At 59.4% G+C, this 21,411-nt stretch carries 18 protein-coding genes and 1 tRNA gene; 10 read left to right on the forward strand and 9 right to left on the reverse strand.

What is annotated here, in order from left to right; translation table 11 throughout:
• Positions 1-2: 2 nt before the first annotated feature.
• Positions 3-1,031 (reverse strand): 3-deoxy-7-phosphoheptulonate synthase, encoded by a 1,029-nt coding sequence (aroF, locus tag N675_RS12795; protein ID WP_038040449.1) that lies wholly within the window; start codon positions 1,029-1,031, stop codon positions 3-5.
• 445 nt (positions 1,032-1,476) lie between these two features.
• Here aroF and N675_RS12800 point away from each other — a divergent pair, with 445 nt between their 5' ends.
• On the forward strand, positions 1,477-1,857 hold the full coding sequence (locus tag N675_RS12800; protein WP_038040451.1) for a hypothetical protein: 381 nt from the start codon (positions 1,477-1,479) through the stop codon (positions 1,855-1,857).
• Here N675_RS12800 and N675_RS12805 read toward each other — a convergent pair.
• On the reverse strand, positions 1,854-2,774 hold the full coding sequence (locus tag N675_RS12805) for a ribonuclease Z (RefSeq protein ID WP_038040453.1): 921 nt from the start codon (positions 2,772-2,774) through the stop codon (positions 1,854-1,856). The genes N675_RS12800 and N675_RS12805 overlap by 4 nt on opposite strands.
• Before the next feature lie 113 nt (positions 2,775-2,887).
• On the opposite strand from N675_RS12805, the gene ggt reads away from it, so the two are divergent.
• Positions 2,888-4,501, forward strand: coding sequence for a gamma-glutamyltransferase (gene ggt, locus N675_RS12810; protein ID WP_038040454.1), 1,614 nt, complete (start codon positions 2,888-2,890; stop codon positions 4,499-4,501).
• 2 nt (positions 4,502-4,503) lie between these two features.
• On the opposite strand, the gene N675_RS12815 is transcribed toward ggt, so the two are convergent.
• The gene (locus N675_RS12815; protein ID WP_038040456.1) at positions 4,504-5,028 is read right to left on the reverse strand and encodes a DUF3090 domain-containing protein; all 525 of its coding nucleotides are present in this window, start codon (positions 5,026-5,028) and stop codon (positions 4,504-4,506) included.
• A gap of 456 nt (positions 5,029-5,484) precedes the next feature.
• On the opposite strand from N675_RS12815, the gene acs reads away from it, so the two are divergent.
• The 3 genes from acs to N675_RS12830 all read left to right on the forward strand — a co-directional run bounded on the left by acs (position 5,485) and on the right by N675_RS12830 (position 10,555).
• Complete coding sequence (gene acs / locus N675_RS12820) at positions 5,485-7,470, forward strand: acetate--CoA ligase (RefSeq protein ID WP_038040458.1); 1,986 nt, start codon at positions 5,485-5,487, stop codon at positions 7,468-7,470.
• 339 nt (positions 7,471-7,809) lie between these two features.
• The gene (locus N675_RS12825; RefSeq protein WP_038040459.1) at positions 7,810-9,171 is read left to right on the forward strand and encodes an MFS transporter; all 1,362 of its coding nucleotides are present in this window, start codon (positions 7,810-7,812) and stop codon (positions 9,169-9,171) included.
• A 163-nt stretch (positions 9,172-9,334) separates the two neighbouring features.
• Complete coding sequence (locus tag N675_RS12830; protein ID WP_051914746.1) at positions 9,335-10,555, forward strand: cellulase family glycosylhydrolase; 1,221 nt, start codon at positions 9,335-9,337, stop codon at positions 10,553-10,555.
• A gap of 11 nt (positions 10,556-10,566) precedes the next feature.
• Here the strand turns inward: N675_RS12830 and N675_RS12835 are convergent, their stop codons facing one another.
• Together N675_RS12835 and N675_RS12840 are read right to left on the reverse strand one after the other, a co-directional pair.
• Complete coding sequence (locus N675_RS12835; RefSeq protein ID WP_038040461.1) at positions 10,567-11,604, reverse strand: AIR synthase family protein; 1,038 nt, start codon at positions 11,602-11,604, stop codon at positions 10,567-10,569.
• Entirely contained in the window at positions 11,601-12,713 is a 1,113-nt protein-coding gene (locus N675_RS12840) for a 6-phosphofructokinase (protein WP_038040463.1), read from the reverse strand. Before N675_RS12840 ends, N675_RS12835 begins: the two co-directional genes overlap by 4 nt.
• Positions 12,714-12,846: 133 nt before the next feature.
• Between N675_RS12840 and proS the strand changes: the two genes are divergently transcribed.
• Together proS and N675_RS12850 are read left to right on the forward strand one after the other, a co-directional pair.
• Complete coding sequence (gene proS / locus N675_RS12845) at positions 12,847-14,298, forward strand: proline--tRNA ligase (RefSeq protein ID WP_038040465.1); 1,452 nt, start codon at positions 12,847-12,849, stop codon at positions 14,296-14,298.
• Positions 14,299-14,346: 48 nt separating this feature from the next.
• Positions 14,347-15,576 (forward strand): aminotransferase class V-fold PLP-dependent enzyme, encoded by a 1,230-nt coding sequence (locus tag N675_RS12850; RefSeq protein ID WP_051914747.1) that lies wholly within the window; start codon positions 14,347-14,349, stop codon positions 15,574-15,576.
• A gap of 8 nt (positions 15,577-15,584) precedes the next feature.
• Here the strand turns inward: N675_RS12850 and N675_RS12855 are convergent.
• Positions 15,585-15,667, reverse strand: a tRNA-Leu gene (locus N675_RS12855).
• An 81-nt stretch (positions 15,668-15,748) separates the two neighbouring features.
• Positions 15,749-16,138, reverse strand: coding sequence for an iron-sulfur cluster insertion protein ErpA (erpA, locus tag N675_RS12860; protein ID WP_038040468.1), 390 nt, complete (start codon positions 16,136-16,138; stop codon positions 15,749-15,751).
• A gap of 144 nt (positions 16,139-16,282) precedes the next feature.
• On the opposite strand from erpA, the gene N675_RS12865 reads away from it, so the two are divergent.
• From N675_RS12865 to nirK, 3 genes are all read left to right on the forward strand, one after another.
• A complete protein-coding gene (locus N675_RS12865; protein ID WP_051914748.1) occupies positions 16,283-17,710 on the forward strand; it encodes a GAF domain-containing sensor histidine kinase in 1,428 nt (475 codons plus the stop codon).
• The gene (locus N675_RS12870) at positions 17,691-18,353 is read left to right on the forward strand and encodes a response regulator (protein ID WP_038040469.1); all 663 of its coding nucleotides are present in this window, start codon (positions 17,691-17,693) and stop codon (positions 18,351-18,353) included. Before N675_RS12865 ends, N675_RS12870 begins: the two co-directional genes overlap by 20 nt.
• A gap of 139 nt (positions 18,354-18,492) precedes the next feature.
• Positions 18,493-19,659, forward strand: coding sequence for a copper-containing nitrite reductase (nirK, locus tag N675_RS12875; RefSeq protein WP_051914749.1), 1,167 nt, complete (start codon positions 18,493-18,495; stop codon positions 19,657-19,659).
• Positions 19,660-19,749: 90 nt separating this feature from the next.
• Here the strand turns inward: nirK and leuB are convergent, their stop codons facing one another.
• Together leuB and leuD are read right to left on the reverse strand one after the other, a co-directional pair.
• Positions 19,750-20,889 carry a 3-isopropylmalate dehydrogenase gene (gene leuB / locus N675_RS12880; RefSeq protein ID WP_038040471.1) on the reverse strand — a complete coding sequence of 380 codons (1,140 nt, stop codon included), beginning with the start codon at positions 20,887-20,889 and terminating at the stop codon, positions 19,750-19,752.
• Entirely contained in the window at positions 20,886-21,395 is a 510-nt protein-coding gene (gene leuD / locus N675_RS12885; RefSeq protein ID WP_038040473.1) for a 3-isopropylmalate dehydratase small subunit, read from the reverse strand. Before leuD ends, leuB begins: the two co-directional genes overlap by 4 nt.
• Positions 21,396-21,411: the final 16 nt, after the last annotated feature.

Consider the following 21,411-nt stretch of genomic DNA (forward strand, 5'->3'; position numbering starts at 1 on the left):
CACTAGTCGGCGACGGCAACTGCCTCCTGTAAGGCGGCCTGCAACGCGCGCGCTCGGCGAACGATCGTCGCTAGCGTCTCGGGTGTAATCGTCTGGCGGCCGTCAACAAGGGCATGCTCGGGATCAGGTTGTGCCTCGATGATCAAGCCATGAGCGCCAGCCGCAAGCGCCGCCAGAGCCATCGGCTCCACGAGTTCGCGACGGCCGGTTCCATGACTTGGATCGACGATGACCGGAAGATGACTGAGCTGGCGCACAAGCGGGACGGCATTGAGATCGAGCATGAAGCGTGTAGCTGGATCAAAGCCACGCACGCCGCGCTCACACAGGACGACCTGGTCGTTTCCACCGGCAAGCAGATACTCTGCGGAGAGGAGCCATTCCTCAACCGTTGCAGCAAAGCCGCGCTTGAGCAGGACGGGCTTGCCCGTCTTCGCAACTTTCTTGAGGAGCGCAAAGTTCATCATATTGCGGGCGCCGATCTGTAGCATATCGGCATAAGCAGCGACCAGTTCGACATGTTCGGTATCGAGGACTTCGGTGACGATCGGCAAGCCTGTCACCTCGCGTGCCTCAGCGAGGAGGCGAAGGCCTTCTTCTCCAAGCCCCTGGAAGCTATAGGGAGAGGTGCGCGGCTTAAATGCGCCGCCACGCAAGAGGTGGGCACCAGCAGCACGAACCGCCTCAGCTGCACGGAGAAGCTGCTCACGGCTCTCCACCGTGCATGGGCCAGCAATAATGACAGGCTCTGGACCGCCAAAGATGACATCGCCCACGCGAACCGTTGAGCCAGAAGGCCGAGCGTCCCGCGCGGCCAGACGATAGGGGCGATCGACCTGCACCACAGCCTCGACCGCTGGAAGCCGATGAAGTTGCTCAGGCAGGTCAGGCGCAATTGGTCGTCCATTTACCCCAATGACCGACGGTCCACCACGATGGAGCTGGAGGACGTCGTATCCAGCATCTTGCAACGTCCTCACCACCTCCTGCACTGCGTGCCTATCCGCTTGGGGACGCATCCGGACTAACATTGCCCGCTCCTCTCCGTCTTTGCTGCGCTCCTCAACCCGCACAACGTTCCATAAAAACAAGCGAGCAGAGGTCGTCGCCTCTGCTCGCCGGCGTTGCTGGTTTATGTGGGCTACGGGCTTACGGGCTCAGCACCTTTCGCCCCACCAGCAACGCCGGCGGGGTAAAGTAGTAACCAAACCAGAACTGGTGCTGAAGCCGTAAGGCGTCCATCCGTCTCCCTCACCTCACAGCGTACATGCGTCTCCTGCTTCTGTCAAGACCTTTGCCCACGTCTTTTGGTCAACAGTCTTCTGCTGTCATTGTCCGAGCCAACCTGTGAGCACAGCAGCGCATTGGTATACTCGAGGCAAGCCGACTTCGCAGGGATGTAGTGGGCTTGCGCACTCAAGCACACCATAATGTTCGAAGACAGCGCGGTAATTGCGGTCCGATGGGACGGCTCACGTGAGTCAGGCATGGTGTACCTATCGTGAATTCTTGGCTGATCTGATCTCGCCGACTGCGCTTTCGGTGCTTGAGCGGCTTACCCCAGCAATTTGTGACATCTATGGCATCGAGCATCTCCTTGACGCTGATGTGCCAGCTGACGATCGCCCACGCCTCGCCGAGCGATTCACCGAACGGCTGCAGCGCATTGTCGCGCTTCTCCCGCCCCACATTAGTCCAATGCCTAATGAGATTTTCACGGCAATCGAGTTCCTCCTTTACGAAGTCCAGGGCGAACCAATCCGGCTTGGTCTTGCGATTGCTCGTCTTGAGGAACTCGCTGAGGAGTTCCGCGCAGACCCGCTGCTCTATAGCCTCATTACCGGCCGTGCAAACTAGCTCGATGCTTCGTCAAGAAAACGCAGGGTGACGGTACGGTGCGGGACGCCGAGGGCAGTTGCCGCAAACTGCTGCTGCGCAACTGGTAACCAGAACTCTGGATTCTGCAGGGCCGGGCTAAAATGCGTCAGCCACAGTTGCCTGGCTTGTGCTTGCGCAGCAAGCTGGGCCGCTTCAGTAAAGATCATGTGTCCGCGCTCGACCGCACGCGGCAGATCGGCCGGATTACCATACATTCCTTCACAGATAAGTAAATCGACGTCGTGGACAAAAGACGGCAACTCGGGCGTTGGTCGGGTATCAGTCACGAAGGCAACCGAGACGCCACGACGCGGTTCGCCGAGGACATCGCTGGGATAGACAACGCGCTCGCCAACCTGCACCGGCTGCCCTTGCTGCAATACCCGCCAAAGCGTGACGGGAACCTGGAGTGCTTGAGCACGCTCCGGTAAGAAACGAGGGCGCCGTGGATACGTAAACCGGTATGCAAAGCAAGGCACACGATGGTGCACAGGCAACGCCGCGAAGTGCAGTCCATTCGGCAAGGTTTCTTCATAGCGGCCGTCAAGCTCAACGACCTCGATCGGGAACGGCAACACGGGGACAAGCACGCGGAAATGGGCAAGCAAGGCAGCGATCCCACGCGGACCATAGATGCGCACTGGCTCACGCCGGTCTGCGTAGGCGAGGGAAAACAAGATGCCAGGTAAGCCAGCGACGTGATCGGCATGCAAATGGGTTAAGGCGATCATCCCAAGATCGTGAAAGCTCCAGTTCGTATAGCGCCAGCTGATTTGTGTCCCTTCCCCGCAATCACAGAGGATCACGACACCGTTGCACCGGACAAGCAAGGATGAAAGCCAACGCCCGGGCAATGGCATCATTCCACCGGTTCCAAGCAGACAGACATCAAGCATGCATCACCGCTCCGCGCACGTGAGAAGAGAACCGGGCGCTTGAGCGCCCGGTCGTTGCTATAGATGGTACCATGCCGCTAACGAACAGGCGCGGAGGACGAGAGGGGCACGCAATGGGCAGTTGGTCGCCAGCACAGCGGACGGGACGTCCAACGACGCTTGCGCACACGAGCATGATTGCAACGCCGCATTACCTTGCAACCCTGGCCGGTCTCCACGTCCTGCGTGACGGCGGTAACGCCATTGATGCAGCGATTGCTGCGAATGCCGTTCTCACCGTCGTCTATCCCCATCAATGTTCACTCGGCGGCGACCTCTTCTGTCTGCTTTGGGAACCATACGAGCAACGCCTCTATGCCCTGAATGGTAGCGGGCCCGCACCACGCGGAGCAACGATTGACGCCGTTCAGGCAGCTGGTTATGCAACGATGCCACAACGCGGGCCATGGTCAGTCACGGTTCCCGGCGTTGTTGGCGCGTGGGAAGCGTTACGCTCGCGGTTTGGCACGCAGACATTTGAGAGGCTGCTCGCCCCCGCCCTCCACTTTGCAGAGCATGGCTTTCCCGTTTCGCCGTTGCTGCACGCCGCAATTGCGGCGCATCAGACGCTTCTGGCGCAGCATCCGCCGGCCGCAGCGCAATTTCTGCCAGGTGGGCGAGTGCCAGCTATTGGCGACCGGCTGGTGCAGCCAGCGGTCGCCCAGACATTGCGGCGAATCAGTGCCGATGGTGCCCAGGCGTTCTACACAGGGGCTATTGCTGAAGCCATTGCCCATACTGTGCAACAGGCGGGTGGTGTGCTGACGGCCGATGACCTCGCCCAATATCGACCAGAATGGGTTGAACCGCTTCGCACAACCTACCGCGGCGTTGAGCTCGTCGAGATGCCACCGAACACACACGGTGTTACGGCAATGCAACTGCTGCACATTCTCGAAGGGTATGACGTTGCGACACTTGGCTGGGGAACGCCAGCACTCCTGCACCGTATGCTCGAAGCAAAGAAGCTGGCGTTTGCTGATCGCGACCGCTATCTCGGCGACCCTGCATACGCTGATATCCCACTTACTCGCCTGCTTGATAAGGCATACGCCGCGACTCTCCGTGCCCAGATCGAGCAGCAGCATGCTCAGCCGATGGCACAGCGCGTTGAGCCAAACGGCGACACGGTTTACCTCTGCGTCGTTGACCGCGAGGGACGTGCCGTGTCGCTCATTCAGAGCATCTTCTCAAGTTTCGGCAGTGGGCTCGTTGCTGAAGGGGCAGGTATCGTTTTGCACAACCGTGGCGCAGCATTTCAGCTCGATCCAGCCTCACCAAACGCGCTTGCACCTGGGAAACGCCCACTGCATACACTGATTCCTGCAATGCTCCTTCGCGATGGGCAACCGTGGGTTGTCTTCGGCACTATGGGTGCCCACGCCCAGCCACAGATCCACCTGCAGCTCGTTACCAATATTGTGGACTTCGGGTTCGAGCCCCAGACAGCGCTTGAAGCGCCGCGTTGGGTAAGTCATCCCGAGCCTGAAGGCGAAGTTGTTAGGCTTGAGGAAGGATTCCCTTCGTCCGTTGCCGATGCACTGGCTACGCTCGGTCATCGTGTCCAGTGGGAACCGCGCTGGTCATCAGCCATGGGCCATGCGCATCTGATTATGATCGACCGATCACGCGGCCTGCTGCTTGGTGCATCTGATCCCCGCGCCGAAGGCTACGCGCTTGGGGAATGATGCTAGCCTTCCCAAGGCAAGTGGCCATTGTCATACGGACAGACGTGCCCTTCCGGGCCAATGACTGCCCCACACCGTGGGCAACGGGGGCGTCCAGCAGCGATCACCGCCGCAATCTGTTCAGCGAGTGCCTTCGCAGCCGGGAGCGTGGCACGGCCGGCAAAGATCGGATCTTCATCCTCTCCCTGCTCAATATCGTGGGCAAAAATTGCAATTTGTCGGCGTTCCTCGTCATACCCAATAGCCATTCGGCCAACAAGATATTCAGGCGTTGTTGGTGGCAATCCACCTTGAAGCTTAGCCGGCTGATTTGGAATGCGACCTCGGACTAATCCAGCCAGGCGCAACTGCTCGAGCAACTGCTCGATCGCCAGCCCAAGCGCTTGCAGTTGCTCCTTTTCCATCCAGAGCAAGACAAGATCATTCCCTGAACCGGCAATCAATCGAAAGCGACGTTGTCCCGGCTGCCCGATTGCCTCAGCTTCTAACACGGTCAGTTGCTCAAACTCGTGTCGTTGACCCGTCATGTCCTCTTCGTCCCATACCATCGCTCTCTTGTGCAGTCAGGATACCACCACGTACGGCATCTCCCCATGCATTTCCGGCATAACGTCAGGGCAGCAGGGCTCACGCGACCGTGCTCAGCAGAAGCAACGTCCTCGGTCCTCGTGCATGCTTGCACAGGAATGACCGGCCAGCGCTTCGGTACCTAGGAATATGCGGCTGTTGTCAGCTATAATGGCAATGCGGTTGCTCATTTCCTGGGGTTGACAACTGTTTGGGTTCAGTGCGTGAGCTTGAGCGACGGAGAATGGCAGCGGTACTGCAACTGGTGGCAGAACGAGCACCGCTCCGAATCTTGCGAACAACGCGCCTTGAGCATATTGTGCGAACGAGCTGTGACGGCAAGCGCTCCACAGCGACGCTCGTGTTTCCGTGCTGGACGGGCATGATGACGGAGAGAGTGAAAGGAGGGCTTTGCCATGGCAGATGGTGATGGCGCGGCTCGGACGACCAGTGTGGTGGAGCCGTTACTGGTTGAGCAACGGCGCTTCCCACCCTCACCCGAATTTCGGGAGCACGCGTGGGTCAAAGATCGCACGCCGTGGGAGGAGGCCGAGCGCGACTTCGAAGCGTTTTGGGCTAAGCACGCTGAGGCCGAACTGACCTGGTTCCGAAAGTGGGACCGAGTCTTGGAATGGAATGCGCCATGGGCTAAATGGTTCATCGGCGGACAACTGAACGCGTCGTATAACTGCGTCGACCGCCACGCCCAAAGCTGGCGCCGGACGAAAGCGGCGATCGTCTGGGAAGGGGAGCCTGGTGACTCACGGGTCTTGACCTACCAGGATCTCCACCGCGAAGTCCAGAAGTTCGCCAACGTGCTCAAGAGCCTAGGCGTGCAGAAAGGCGATCGGGTCTCCATTTACATGGGCATGGTGCCTGAACTGCCGATCGCGATGCTGGCATGCGCCCGCATTGGGGCACCGCACAGTGTCGTGTTCGGCGGGTTTAGCTCAGACGCGCTGCGCGACCGTATTCAGGACGCCGAAGCGAAGGTGCTCATCACCCAAGACGGGGCCTGGCGCCGCGGCAGCATCGTCCCCCTCAAGCAACTGGCGGACAAAGCCCTGACCGAGTGTCCATCGGTCGAGAAGGTCGTCGTCGTGCGCCGGATCGGTGATGCAGCCGAAGCGACCATGGTCGAAGGGCGCGATTACTGGTGGCACGAGCTAATGGCAACCGCTGATCCAGTGTGCCCTGCTGAACCGCTCGATGCTGAGCATCCCCTCTACATCCTCTACACCTCAGGCACAACCGGCAAACCAAAGGGTATCCTCCATACCACCGGCGGGTATCTGCTCGGTGTGACACTCACGACTAAATGGGTCTTTGACCTCAAAGACGACGACTACTACTGGTGCACTGCCGACATTGGCTGGGTGACCGGCCACAGCTACATTGTCTATGGCCCCTTATCCAATGGCGCAACGACGGTGATGTACGAAGGGGCGCCGGACTGGCCGGAGAAAGACCGGTACTGGGACATCGTCGAGAAATACCGCATCAATATCCTGTACACGTCCCCAACGTTTATCCGCACTGCGATGAAGTGGGGAACGGAGTGGCCGGCTAAGCACGACCTCTCGAGCTTGCGGCTCCTTGGGACGGTTGGCGAGCCGATCAATCCTGAAGCGTGGATGTGGTATCACGAGCATATCGGCCACGGCCGCTGCCCGATTGTCGACACGTGGTGGCAGACCGAAACCGGGATGATCATGATCACGCCGCTGCCTGGCGTGGTCACGACGAAGCCGGGCTCAGCAACCATCCCCTTCCCGGGTGTTGTCGCAGACGTCGTTGATGAACAGGGGAACTCCTGCCCGCCGAACGTTGGCGGCTATCTGGTGCTGAAGCGCCCATGGCCGGCGATGCTCCGGACGTTCTGGGGTGATCCGGACCGCTATGTCAAGACGTACTGGTCCCGCTTCCCCGGCATCTACTTCACTGGCGATGGAGCGCGCAGAGATGAGGACGGCTACTTCTGGATCACCGGTCGTGTCGACGACGTGGTGAACGTGGCGGGCCATCGCCTGTCCAACATTGAGATCGAGAGCACGCTCGTTGCTCATCCGGCGGTGGCTGAAGCAGCCGTCATCGGGCGGAATGATCCGATCAAGGGGCAGGCGATTTCGGCGTTCGTCGTGTTGAAGGCGGGCTATCAGCCGAGCGAGGACCTGAAGCACGAGTTGCGCGAATGGGTTGCTGAGAAGATTAGCCCGATTGCCCGTCCAGCTGACGTGTTCTTCACCGCGGACCTGCCCAAGACACGATCGGCCAAGATCATGCGGCGGCTCCTGCGTGACATTGCGGAGGGGCGTGTGCTTGGTGACACCACAACGTTGACTGATCCGGCAGTGATTGCCGAGATCAAGAAGCAGTACGAAGAGCGCGAAGCAGCCGAGTAGTGCGCAGGGGTGGAGCAGCATATGCTGCTCCACCCCTATTGTCTATTACTTGACAAAACGAACCCAGTTCAGTACAAATAGCACCAATACGCCGAGACGGATTTCCGAGCAGGGCAACAGGCCCAGTCCGGGATACGCCGCGTGAGCGCACAAGCAGTGAAGCAAGCGCGACGCACAATGGATAGCCCTGCCGCACGGGGGGCGGCCCGCGGCCCACCAGCCCAGCGATCGAAGGGCAGTTCGCTGCATATCCCGTGCGGTCGTACATGGCTGCCGCCACAGCCTGTACGCATTCCCTTTGCAACGAGGCAAAGGAGTAAACGGAAGGGATAGAGAGCAATGGCGACAAGTGCAGCGATGCCTGTCCCACGCCGATATCTGTGGCTCGTGATCGTGGCCGCGGGCGCTGGGACAATTATCGAGTGGTATGACTTCTACATCTTTGGTAGCTTAGCGACAATCCTTTCAACGCACTTCTTCAATGCGAAAGACCCAGTTGCAGCGTTGCTCAACACAATCGCTATCTTCACGATTGGGTTCCTCATCCGGCCGCTTGGTGCGCTGATCTTCGGCTGGGTCGGCGACCGGATCGGGCGTAAGTATACCTTCCTGATCACGCTTACGGGAATGGGCCTGTCAACGGCACTCATTGGCCTAGTACCGAGTTACGCTACCATCGGTGTGGTTGCGCCGATCATCGTCTTTCTCCTGCGCGTTATCCAAGGTCTTACCCTCGGTGGCGAGTACGGCGGTGCAATCGTCTATCTGGCTGAACACGCACCAGACGAGCGGCGTGGCTACTACACCGGCTATCTCCAGACGACTCCGACAATCGGGTTGCTGGTCTCACTCCTTGTCGTCATTGGCACGCGGCTTTCGCTTGGCAATGAGGCATTTACGGCCTGGGGTTGGCGGATTCCATTCCTCATCTCGGCGTTGCTGGTGATTATCTCCTTCTATATCCGGCTACGACTCCAAGAGACCCCAATTTTCCAAGAGATCAAGGCGAAGGGCCGCACGTCGCGCAATCCGTGGAAGGAATCCTTCGCCAGTGCAAACATCAAGTATGTCCTTATCGCCGCAGTGATCGTCCTCGGCGAAGGCGTCGTCTGGTACAGCAGCCAGTTCTGGGCACTTTACTTCCTCCAGACGGTCCAGAAGCTTGATACGCTTGCGTCTTCAACGATTGTGGGCTGGGCTCTCTTCTTCGGGCTGCCGATGTTTGTCCTCATGGGTTGGCTTTCTGACCGTATTGGACGCAAGCCGATTATCCTCGCCGGGCTCGCGCTTGCTGCGGCCACGTACTATCCACTGTACAGCGCGTTGGGGCGAGCAACGCCCAAGGACAATATCAACTATCCACTTGCTTCATTCATTGTCTGGATCATGGTCGTCTATGTCGCCATGGTTTACGGGCCAATCGCTGCGTTCCTCGCGGAATTCTTCCCTGCCCGGATCCGCTACACCTCCGTCTCTGTTCCGTACCATATCGGGAATGGCTGGGGCGGTGGGCTCGTGCCACTGATCACGGCTGATGTCTGGGCCCGAACGCATAACCTCGGGCTGACGCTGGCCTATACGATTGCCGTGCCAGCGATTGCGTTCTTGCTTGGTCTCTTCATTATGCCGCAGACACACCGTGCCCAAATCTGGACAGAGCCAGCACCGAGCCCCGCTGGTGGTGGCAGCGGCGACGACTAGTCCTCCAGCATGCATCGTTGGCGCTAGCACGCGGGCGACATCGGCTACGTGCTAGCGCCTTATTTTCTCGCCATTTCCTGAAGTCATCAGCTAGGATCAAATGCGGCGCAGCTCAACGTGAGTGGGCGCCGCGGTACGAGGCTGACCGCGTTGGGGAGGGATTATGGGATATCGCTTGCGCCCAACCAGGGGGGCATGGTTGTTGGCCTTCCTTTGGCTCCTTGCCAGCTGTAGTAGTTCAACACCAATAGGGACATCGACCATATCTCCTGCAGCACGCACTTCAGTAGCCACTCCCAGCACATCATCATCTCCGATCGCGACAACTGCCCCGACGGCAACGCCCGGCAACACGGCCACGAGCTTCGCATACGGGTTTAATGTCGCATGGCGCGGCGATGACCAAGGCGAAGCGTTCAACCAACAAACGGCAGCGCTTGTGCAAGGAGCTGGCTTCGGTTGGGTGCGTGTTCAAGTCGAGTGGAGTTCGCTCGAACCACAGCCCGGGCAATTCGACTTTCGGCCAATCGATCGTCTGGTCAAGGTCTACACTCCCAAGGGCATTCACCTGTTGATCTCCGTTGTCCGACCACCAGAATGGGCTCGTGATACAACTGGGCAGGAACTCACCAGCGACTATATGGCATTTCAACGGCTGATGCAGCGGCTCGCGACACAGTATCGCGGTAAAGTCCAGGCATGGGAGATCTGGAACGAGCAGAACCTCGCCTACGAGTTCGGCCAGGGCAACGCGGTGCGTGTTGAGCCGTACTGCCGGCTGCTCAAAGCTGGCTATGCTGGAGTGAAGGCTGGCGACCCGAACGCACTCGTCCTCTTTGGAGGGCTGACGCCAACCGGTGTGACCGACCCGCATATTGCTATTGATGATGTCCAGTATCTTGAGCAGTTCTACAGCATCGATAACGGAGCCTGCACGAAGTACTTTGACATCCTGGGGGCACACGCGAACGCAACGCTCAACCCGCCCGACACCCTGTGGCCAGATAATCCAGGGCCCGGGCCAGGCTGGCGCGATCACCCCAGCTTCTACTTTCGACGGGTCGAACAACTCCGCCAGGTTATGGTGCAGCATGGCGACCAACGGCCAGTCTGGATTACCGAGTTCGGCTGGACAACTGCTAACCCGGCCAAAGGATATGAATATGGCCAATACGTTAGTGACGAACAGCAGGCGCAATATCTTGTCCGCGCCTTCCAGATTGCCCGTACTCAGTGGCCGTGGGTCACGGGCATGTTCGTTTGGAACCTGAACTTCTCGGTGTTGGTCGGGCCGAACGACGAGAAAGGGCCATGGTCGGTTGTCAATCGTGATTGGTCGCCACGTCCAGCCTATCGCGCGTTGCAACAGATGGCGAAGACCTAAGCTGATGCCGCTTACTTCGGCTCAGTGGCCTGCGTGAAGAACCGGGCGAGTTCATCGACGGGGAAGTCAGGGAGTGGCACGCTCCCCTGCGCCGAGACCAGGGTATAGCGGCCCGGTGAAGCCGTGAGTTCACCGATGTGCGCTGCAGGAATCCCAGCGTCAGCAAGGGCCTGGAGGGCTGTAGGAGCAGCCTCTGGGGCAACAGCTGCGAGCAATGCCCCGGAGGCAATCAGTCCAAGCGGGTTGAGGCCAAGGACATCGCAAATCTGTTGCGTCTCGGGATAGACCGGGATCGCGTCAGCATAGAGTGTCGCGCCAAGGCCGGCAGCTTGCGCTAATTCACGAACGCCCGTTGCAAGCCCGCCCTCGGTTGGATCGTGCAGCGCGTGAACGTTTGAACCAAGTGCATTCGTGAGGGCACGCGCTGCGGCCACGACACTGATGCCAGGGGCATGGAGAAAACGCCGTGCGCGCTCGAGGAGATCGGCCGGAACGCGTCCCTCAAGCAGCGAAGCGCACTCTCGGGCGAGAATGGCTGTGCCTTCAATAGCAATGCCGTTCGCGACAATCAGCGCGTCATCGGGCTGAGCGCGACCGGGCACGATCAGCCGCTCTGGGGTGGTCACACCAATAAGCGCCCCAGAGACGATTGGGCGCGGCAGCCCAACGGTGATCTCAGTGTGCCCACCGACGAGCGTGATTCGCAATGCTGCACAGGTTGCTTGGAGATCGGCCAGAATTTGCTGCGCCAAGGCTGGCGTTGCGTCAGCCTCGGGCAATAAGACAGTTGCCAGGAACCAGCGAGGCTCGGCCCCGAGGCAAGCAACGTCATTGGCATTCACCTGCACGGCATACCAACCGATTTCGTCGGTTGCAAAGGTAATAGGATCGGCCGTCAGGACAAGCACTGTCTGCTCATCGAACTGGACCGCTGCCGCATCACGACCAACGCCTGGTGGAACGAGCAACGTTGGATCGGCTGGGAGCTGAGAGAGGAGCGTCGCCAGGAAGGCTGCTGGCAGCTTGCCAGCAGGAAAGCGTTCAGTCATGCGGGCACTTCCTCTCCCAGACTGATGCCGATTGATCGCGCACTCGTGAGGAGCGGATGATCGAGAGGTACAAGTCGAGGCCCTCGTGCCACATCAGCCAGCGTGACCGTCCCGACACGAATTGCAGCAGGATTATCGCCATTGCCATGCACCGTGACGACCTGCCCGAGCTGACCTCGCGCCAGCATATGCACTGCCTCGCTCCCCATGGCCGTTGCAATCAGCCGATCAAGCGCAACCGGCGGGCCGCCACGCTGCAGGTGACCAAGAGCAAGACTGCGCACCTCGAGCGGAAGGCGCTGTGCCAGTTGTGCCTGGAGCAGCAGGCCAATTCCTCCGTAGCGACGCTGATACGGAAGCGGGCCGGTTATTTCCGCTACAGCTGAGCCCCCAACTGGCTGGGCGCCCTCAGCCACTGCAATGATCGTAAAGTGCCGGCCTGCTGCGCGTCGCTGCTCAATGGCGGTAACGATAGCATCGAGCGAGAACGGAATCTCAGGGATGAGGATGACATCAGCGCCGCCAGCTACCCCAGCAGCGAGGGCAATCCAGCCCGCCGTACGCCCCATGAGTTCGACAATCATGACCCGATGATGACTCTCCGCCGTCGTGTGCAGCCGATCGATGGCATCAGTCGCGACAGCAACAGCAGTGGCATAGCCGATCGAGAATATCGTTCCCTGCACGTCATTATCAATCGTTTTCGGCACTCCAAGAATCGGTACGCCTTTCTGCCAGAGTCGATAGGCGATCGACAGGCTGCCATCACCGCCAACGACGATCAGCGCATCGAGGGAGAGCGCCTCAACCAGACTCACAAGACGGTCACTGTAGTCACGGGGTTGCTCATCGGTCGGGAAAGCGAACGCGAAAGGGTTGGCGCGGTTCGAGGTGCCAAGCAGCGTTCCTCCGCGAACCAGCTGCCCGCGCACATCGTCGAGCGTCAATGTACGCCAACGGCCAGTGAGCAAGCCCTCATATCCATCTTCGAAGCCAATGACCTGCCAGCCATACTGCAGTATTGCGGTCTTGACAATCGCCCGGATCGCTGGGTTCAGTCCAGGGGCATCTCCCCCGGCAGTGACACAACCAATGCGTCGGATAGACATGACCGGCTTCCTCCTGCGAACGCGCTGGAGGCTATAATGCGACAGTACGCCGTATCGCCTCGGCGTATTGTAGCTGGTCTGCGTACCCGGTTGAACAGAGCAGTCGGAGCTGAGCAGCGCAAGGGAGCGCAGTATGTCAGAGCGGAAGTTGGTCGAGGAGCTTATTGAGCAAGAGGATGACTTTGACCGCTGGTACATCGAGGTCGTGCACAAAGCCGAACTTGTCGATGAATCACCCGTGCGCGGGACGCGAGTCATTCGCCCCTATGGCTTTGCGATTTGGGAGCTGATGCAAGCAGAGCTTGACCGGCGTATTAAGGAGACAGGCGTCCAGAATGCCTATTTCCCGCTCTTCATCCCTAAGAGCATGCTCGAGCGGGAAGCAGAGCACATCGAAGGCTTTGCGCCGGAAGTCGCGTGGGTAACGCGCGGTGGCGACAAGGAACTTGAGGAACCGTGGGCCGTGCGACCAACCTCCGAGTCCATTATCTGCCCGATGTTTGCTCGCTGGGTGCAGTCCTATCGCGACCTCCCGATCCTGATTAACCAGTGGTGCAGCGTCGTGCGCTGGGAAGAACGTCCGCGGGCATACTTGCGCACGCTGGAGTTTCTCTGGCAAGAAGGTCACACGGTTCACGCCACGCTTGAGGAAGCTGAAGAGCGAGCCCGCTTGATGCTCGAAGTTTACCGTGACTTCGTTGAGACCGAGCTTGCTATTCCGGTGATCCCCGGCCAAAAGACTGAATCAGAGAAATTTGCTGGTGCATTGCGCACCTACACCATTGAGGCGATGATGGGCGGCAAGCACTGGGCGCTCCAGTCGGCGACGTCGCATAACCTCGGCGACCACTTCGGCCGTGTGTTCGACATCCAGTATCTCGATGCTCAAGGGCAACGTCGCTATGCCTTCAACACGAGCTGGGGATTGTCACATCGCACGGTTGGCGCCATGGTCATGGTCCATGGCGATGATCGCGGTCTGAAGCTGCCGCCACGCGTTGCCCCGATTCAGGTGATCATCGTGCCGATCTGGCGCTCAGAAGAAGAGCGGGCCAAGGTGGAAGCGCTCGTCGATACCGTGCGTGCGCGTCTGCTCGAACACGTTCGGGTGTACGCTGACCTGCGCGACGACAAGACACCGGGATGGAAGTTCAATGAATGGGATCTCAAGGGCGTGCCCATTCGCCTAGAAATTGGCCCGCGGGACGTTGCCCAAGACCAGGTCACGCTCGTCCGGCGAGACATCCTCGGCGAGCGAATCACTGTTCCAGTCTCACAGGTCGTGGAAGCTGTCCTCGAGGAGCTCAACGCGCTCCAGCAGCGACTCTACGACGCTGCCAAGGCGATGCTGGAACGGTACACGGAAGATGTTGAGCAGTACGAGCAACTCAAGGAACGCGTCGCATCAAACGCTGGCTTCAACCGAGCGTTCTGGTGCGGTAGTGCTGAGTGCGAAGCCCGGGTCAAGGCAGAGACGAAGGCGACCATTCGCTGCATTCCGTTTGTCCAACCAGAGACACTCGGCCCGTGCATCGTCTGTGGCATGCCGGGCAAGCACCAGGTCATCTGGGCACGCGCGTACTGATCACGCAACACTTTCAGAGTTGCCGGGGAACGGAGAGGAGAGGATAGCTTGCCGCTCGACATTGCCCAACTCCGCGCTGAAACGCCAGGGTGTGAAGCGGTGATCCACTTCAACAACGCTGGTGCGGCTCTCATGCCAAAGCCGGTGCTCGATACCGTTATCGGGCATCTCCAGCTTGAGGGGCGCATCGGCGGGTACGAAGCGGCTGCCGCAGCGGCTGATCAACTTGAGCAGACCTATCATGCTATTGCACAACTCATCGGCGCAGACCCAGACGAGATCGCGCTCACCGAAAGCGCGACCCGGGCATGGGATCTGGCCTTCTACTCTCTAGCATTCCGTCCCGGCGACCGCATCCTGACATCAGTATCGGAGTATGCGAGCAATGTCATCAGTTTTCTCCAGATCGCGCGACGCACAGGAGCACAGGTCGAAGTCATTCCAAACGACGAGAGCGGTCAGCTGTCTCTTCCGGCACTCCGCGAGATGATCGACGAGCGCGTGAAGCTCATTGCCATCAGCCACATCCCGACAAATAGCGGCTTGATCCAGCCAGCAGCTGAAATCGGTAAGCTTGCACGTGAGGCTGGCATACTCTACCTTCTTGATGCTTGCCAATCAGTCGGACAGATTCCAGTCAATGTCCGCGAGATTGGCTGTGATTTTCTGTCGGCCACGAGCCGCAAGTACCTGCGTGGGCCTCGCGGTGTGGGCTTTCTCTACGTGCGCCGCGAACGCATTGCCACGATTGAGCCGATCTTCCTTGATCTTCATGCAGCCACATGGATCGCTCATGACCGCTACGACATTCGGCCGGATGCTCGTCGGTTTGAACAGTGGGAATCAGACGTTGCAGCGCGATTGGGGTTGGGGGCAGCAGCCGCCTATGCACTGCGCGTTGGTATTGAGGAAGGATCGGCAAGGCTGCGAGCACTGGCGAACCAGCTCCGCGAAGGACTACAAACGTTGCCAGGCATTCAGGTCCATGACCTCGGGCGCGAGCGTGGTGGCATTGTGACCTTTACCATGGAGGGCTTTGCGCCTGAGGCGATAAAGGCGTATCTGGCAGAACAGCGGATCAACGTTACCGTTGCCTCGAAAGCATCAGCCCGGTTTGACATGGAGGCACGTGGGCTTGACGCTGTCGTGCGAGCATCCGTGCACTACTACAACACCGAGGAAGAAATTGCGGTGTTTCTCGACACCCTGGATACACTGCGTCGACAAGGGCCAGACAGCCAACAAGCACTGCTTGCACGAGCGAGTCGGCGGAAATAGCCAGTCGGTGGGGGAAGTGGGACTCGAACCCACACGCCTCATCGGCACGTGATCCTAAGTCACGCCCGTCTGCCAATTCCGGCATTCCCCCAGAACGGGGCGCAGCCGCGTCCCGCACTAACGCGAGTATACCGCGGCTGCGCAGTGTTCGCCGACGTGCGTTACTGAACTCTTACCAGGATGCGCCGCAACCACACCCCTGGGCTGTCGCAGCGTTGCCGCCCGTATCGAAGGAATGCCCACAGGCGCACGTCGCGACTGCATTCGGGTTGCGGACAGTGAAGCCTCCGCCCATCAGGCTGTTAATGTAATCAATTTCAGCGCCCTCAAGATACATTGCGCTGAATTGATCGACGACAACCCGCACGCCATCGATTTCGAAGACGTGGTCATCTTCTTCGACCGTTTCCTCCAGGGCCATGCCATACTGCAGTCCAGCACAACCGCCCGGAGCGACGAAGACACGGAGATATGCTTCAGGCATGCCCTGCTCGTCGAGAAATTCCTTGAGTTTCTCAATGGCAAGCGGCGTCATCGTCAACATTGTTGCCGACTGCTGCATCGTCCATCACCTCGATTCCGCAACACTCACGTCGCCAAATGGCGCTACGCTAAGCATAGCCACAGACGACGCCATGTCAAGGGCACCCCAACCTGCCGTCATCCCTGTTATCCTTGCCCATAGTGAGGCAAGGGTAGCGCACCGATGCACGTTGAGCACACACCAGTGTCGTTCCCACCAGAGCGTCAGCTGCAGCGCTTGCGCTGGGCCGGTGTTGCCATCCCAGCGCTCGGTGTCACAACAGCGCTGGTGATCGGCTATGTGCTTGAACAGCAGATTCGCATCGCTTGGCTTGCCTGGACTGTTGCCGGTTGCCTGCTCTGGCTTGGGATCGTCCTGTTCGCTGCCACAATGTTCAACACGATCACGACATTGCAACGCGCCATCATTGCACAACACAACGAACTTGCAGCACTTCACGAAGCTGGACTCGCCATGATGGCTGAGCTGGATTTGCCAGCTGTGCTGCAGGACGTGGTCGACCGCGCGCGAGCGCTCGTTGATGCGCAATACGGCCTGCTTGTTACTCATGAAACACCGAACGGGCCGCTGGTGACCGTGACCAGTGGCTATCCTGTGGACGAGCCGTGTGACCTTCCCACGCTGCCGTCGCACGGCATCCTCGATCGAGTTTTTCACCACGGCGAGCCGCTTCTCATCAACGATCTTTCGGCTTACCCAGGTACCCGCAATTTTCCGGAAGGACATCCGGTCATGCAGCAATTGTTGGGGGTACCGATTCGACGTGGGGACGTGAGCATTGCCGCGCTGTATCTCGCCGATCGCCGTGATGGCACGCCGTTCACGCAGCGCGACCTTGAGCGGCTCAGCCGCTTTGCCACCATTGCCGGGCTTGCGATTATGAACGCGCAGCTCCATCGTCAGATAACAACCTTCGCAGTTGCAGCAGAACGGGAGCGAATTGCCCGTGAGATGCACGATAGCCTTGCGCAAGTGCTAGGATACGTCATGACCAAAGCTGCCGCTGTACAGGAACTGCTGCGCCAGGAAGGGCGACAAGCTGATGCCGAACGGCAGCTGCAGCAACTCGCCGACGCCGCGCGTGCTGCCTACGCCGATGTACGGGAGGCGATTTTGGCCCTGCGTACCGGGCTGAGTGAATCGTCCTTGGCCGATGCGTTGCGGGCATATGGTGAACGCTGGCAAGAGCAAAGTGGAATCCAGTTCACCCTCGACTTTGCCCTTGATCCAGCAGATCTTGAGCGGCTCTCGCCCATGGCAGAGTTGCAACTCTTGCGGATCGTCCAGGAAGCGTTGACAAACATCCGCAAGCATGCGCACGCGACCCTTGCCACCGTCCGCTTCGTGCGCGAGGGTGATTTTCTCGTGGTTACAGTCCAGGATGATGGCCAAGGCTTTGATCCCAGCAGCCTGAGCCGAACAGACTATCCACGCTTTGGGCTGGCAACGATGCGAGAACGCGCCGAAGCTGTCGGTGGAGAACTGCAACTCCATTCTGTGCTTGGGGAAGGCACAACGGTGACAGTTCGGCTCCCACTCGGTACACGCGCAATCATGAGGGAGGCAAGCCATGCGCGTCCTCATCGCTGACGACCATGCGCTCTTTCGTGATGGCCTGCGCAGTTTACTTGAGGCTCGCGGGATTAGCGTCGTCGGCGAGGCACGGAATGGGCGTGAGGCACTTGAGCTTGCCCGCGTATACCGCCCAGATATCGTACTGATGGACTTGACCATGCCTGAGGTTGATGGGTTGACAGCGACGCGACTGCTGACAGCCGAACTGCCCGACGTCCGTGTGGTCGTCCTCACTGCCTCGGACGATGAATCAGATCTATTTGAAGCGATCAAGTCAGGGGCGCAAGGGTATCTTCTCAAAAATCTCGACGCTGAGGAATTCTTCCGTGCACTCGACGCGGTCATGGCTGGGGAGCCAGTCCTCACGCCTCGGCTCGCGCGCAACCTCTTACGCGAGATGGCACGCGAGAAGAAAGCGGATGATCCAACAGCGCTCACTGACCGAGAACGGGAAATCCTCGAGTTGATGGTGCAAGGCGTGACCTCGAACAAAGAACTGGCGGAACGCCTCTATATCAGTGAAAATACGGTAAAGTACCATCTCAAAAACATCTTGCAGAAGCTTCACCTCGAAAACCGGGCTCAAGCCATCGCGTATGCGCTTCGCACTGGCCTCGTGAAGGCTCCTGCCCAAAAGCCAGGGGAAAAGACAGACTGAGGCACACCGCGCTACACAAAAACTACCCCTTGAGGTAGGTCTTTCCCACCCAAGAGCGGGTGGGGAAGGATCGCCGCAACCGCGATCATCACTCATGGAAACCGGGAGTGCCCCGGGGTGAGTGAGAAGGAGGCGACACATGGCGGCGATCCTTAACGTAGCAGAGCTCAGCAGCAAGGGCCTCAGCCGTCGCCAGGTACTGCAGCGGCTAGCAGCGCTCGGCATTGCCCTTCCGGCCGTGGCCAGCACAGTCGCCGCGTGCAATGAGCAGCAGCCGACGGTAACTGCACAAACGCAGCCGACAATGGCAGGGATGGCCCATACGCAGACGGCACCCTCCGGAGCAGGACAAGCAGCAGCCACCACAGCCGTGAGTGGGCTCAGCCGGTTACCGCTCCCAGCCGTTGCGCCGCCGGTCGGCAAACGCGAGCCGCAGCTAGTTCGCGTTGAGCTCGAGACGCGAGAAGTGCAGGCCTTAATCGACGACAACGTTGGATTTACCTTCTTCACTTTCAACGGTACCGTGCCGGGCCCCATGATCCGGGTCCGCCAGGGCGATACCGTTGAACTCACCATCAAGAATCACCCGGCGAACAAGACGCCACACAACATCGACCTGCATGCTGTGACAGGGCCTGGCGGTGGCGCCAAATACTCGGTTGTGCTGCCTGGCCAATCAGCAACCTTCCGGTTCAAGGCACTACACCCTGGCGTCTTCGTCTACCATTGCGCGGTTCCGCCCGTGCCGATGCACATTTCAAGCGGCATGTATGGACTGATTGTCGTCGAGCCACCGGAAGGGCTACCACCGGTTGATCGCGAATTCTACGTGATGCAGGGCGACTTCTACCTCACTGGAACACGCGGGCAGCCGGGCCTGTACACCTTCTCCCTGGACAAATGCTTGGCCGAACAGCCGGACTACGTTGTGTTCAACGGCTCGGTCGGTTCCTTGAGCGGGGATCGTGCCTTGCAGGCCAAGGTCAGAGAAACCGTACGGATCTTCTTCGGCAACGGCGGCGTTAACTTGACATCGAGCTTCCACATCATCGGCGAAATTTTTGACCGTGTCGCCCTCGAAGCTGGCACTATCTGGTCCGAGCATGTGCAGACGACAACCGTTCCGCCAGGCGGCGCGACGATCGTTGAGTTGCGTCTCGATTACCCAGGTGACTATGTCCTGGTGGACCACGCCCTTGGCCGCATGATGAAGGGCGCCATGGGTGTACTGCATGTCGAAGGGCCAGCAGACTCTGAAATCTTCCAGGTGGTTACTCCTGGCACCAATCTCCCAAGTGGCCACTGAGCGGCTGGGGGAGGGGGAAGGAGGGGTGCGGGCCAGGGGAAGGTATCCCTGGCCCGTCAATCTATCCGACCAGTCTGTTGAAGAGCCACGCTAACGCTGTTGCGGAACCAACCGCACAAGACGATCGGCTAATGCCTGACGGACAAGTTCGCCAAACTGCTGTGTAGAAAGCGCTCGCTCCCCCGGCCCAGCGAGATCCGCTGTCCGCGCTCCTTCATCGAGAACAGCAGCGACAGCATCTTCAACGGCCTGCGCCACATCAGCGCGATCAAGCGTCCAGCGCAAGAGCATGGCAACACTGAGGATCGCACCGATTGGGTTGGCGATTCCTTTGCCGGCGATATCCGGCGCAGAGCCATGGACTGGCTCGTACAGCCCAAAACGGCGGGCAACGGTCCCGGGGCGCGTCGGCGGCTCGCCATGCAGGCTCGCTGACGGCAACATGCCAAGCGAACCAGCGAGTACCGCGGCTTCATCACTCAGAATGTCACCAAACAAGTTTTCCATTACCAGGACATCAAAGTCTCTGGGCCGACTGATCAGGCGCATGGCACATGAGTCGACGAGCGCATGCTCAAGCGTGATTCCGGGATAGTGCGACGCGACTTCTGTCGCGATTTCGCGCCAAAGCTGTGATGTATTCAAGACATTAGCTTTGTCAACGCTCGTCAACTTGCCACGCCGCGCCTGGGCGAGTTCGCAGGCAAGGCGCACGACACGGGAAATTTCGTGCTCGGTGTATGGCAGCGTATCAACCGCATGGCGCGCGCCCGCATCACGGGCGACGAATGACGGCTCGCCAAAGTAGAGACCGCCCGTAAGCTCGCGGACAATCAGTAAATCGACACCACGCACGATCTCGGGTTTCAGGGGGGTACGATCGGCAAGCGCATCGAAGACCTTCACCGGGCGCAAGTTTGCAAACAGCCCGAGCGCCTTCCGCAGACCAAGCAGGCCAGCCTCAGGGCGGGTCGCTTTCGGCAGATGATCCCACTTCGGCCCACCAACGGCGCCAAGTAAGACCGCGTCCGATTGACGGGCAGTCTCAATTGTGTCTTCGCGCAACGGCACACCGTCAGCATCAATTGCCGCGCCCCCGATACGGTCTTCTTGGAAACGAACCGCCAGCCCTAACGCGTGACATGCTTGCTCTAAGACCGCTTGGGCTTCGGCGAGCACCTCCGGCCCGATGCCGTCGCCTGGCAATACAAGGAGACGAAGCTCGCTCATGAGGCGTGCTGCCTCGCCTTCAGCCGCTCAGCCACTGCGGCCATCAGCCCGCCAGCGTGAATAATCTGCTGAATAAATTCGTCGTACTGCGTCGCCTTATAGGTCTTGCCGGTTCGCGTGTTCGTTACCGTTCCAGCTTCTGTGTCAATTTCGATCACATCACCAGTTTCGGTCTCAGCAACCGCCTCCGGTGCCTCAATGACTGGCAAGCCAATGTTGATCGCATTGCGGAAGAAGATCCGGGCGAAGGATTCCGCGACCACGGCCTGTACGCCAGCCGCTTTAATCGCGATCGGTGCATGCTCGCGCGAGGAGCCGCAGCCGAAGTTCCGCCCGGCGACAATAATGTCGCCGGGCTGCACCTTGCTCGCAAATTCTGGGTCAATGTCTTCCATGACGTGAGCAGCCAGCTCTGCTGGATCAATGGTGACGAGGTAGCGAGCTGGGATGATCACGTCAGTGTCGATGTTGTCACCGAACTTCCACACGCGTCCACGAATTGCCATCTTCCTGTCTCCGCCT

It is taken from the genome of Thermorudis peleae (genome assembly GCF_000744775.1).
GTDB lineage: Bacteria > Chloroflexota > Chloroflexia > Thermomicrobiales > Thermomicrobiaceae > Thermorudis > Thermorudis peleae.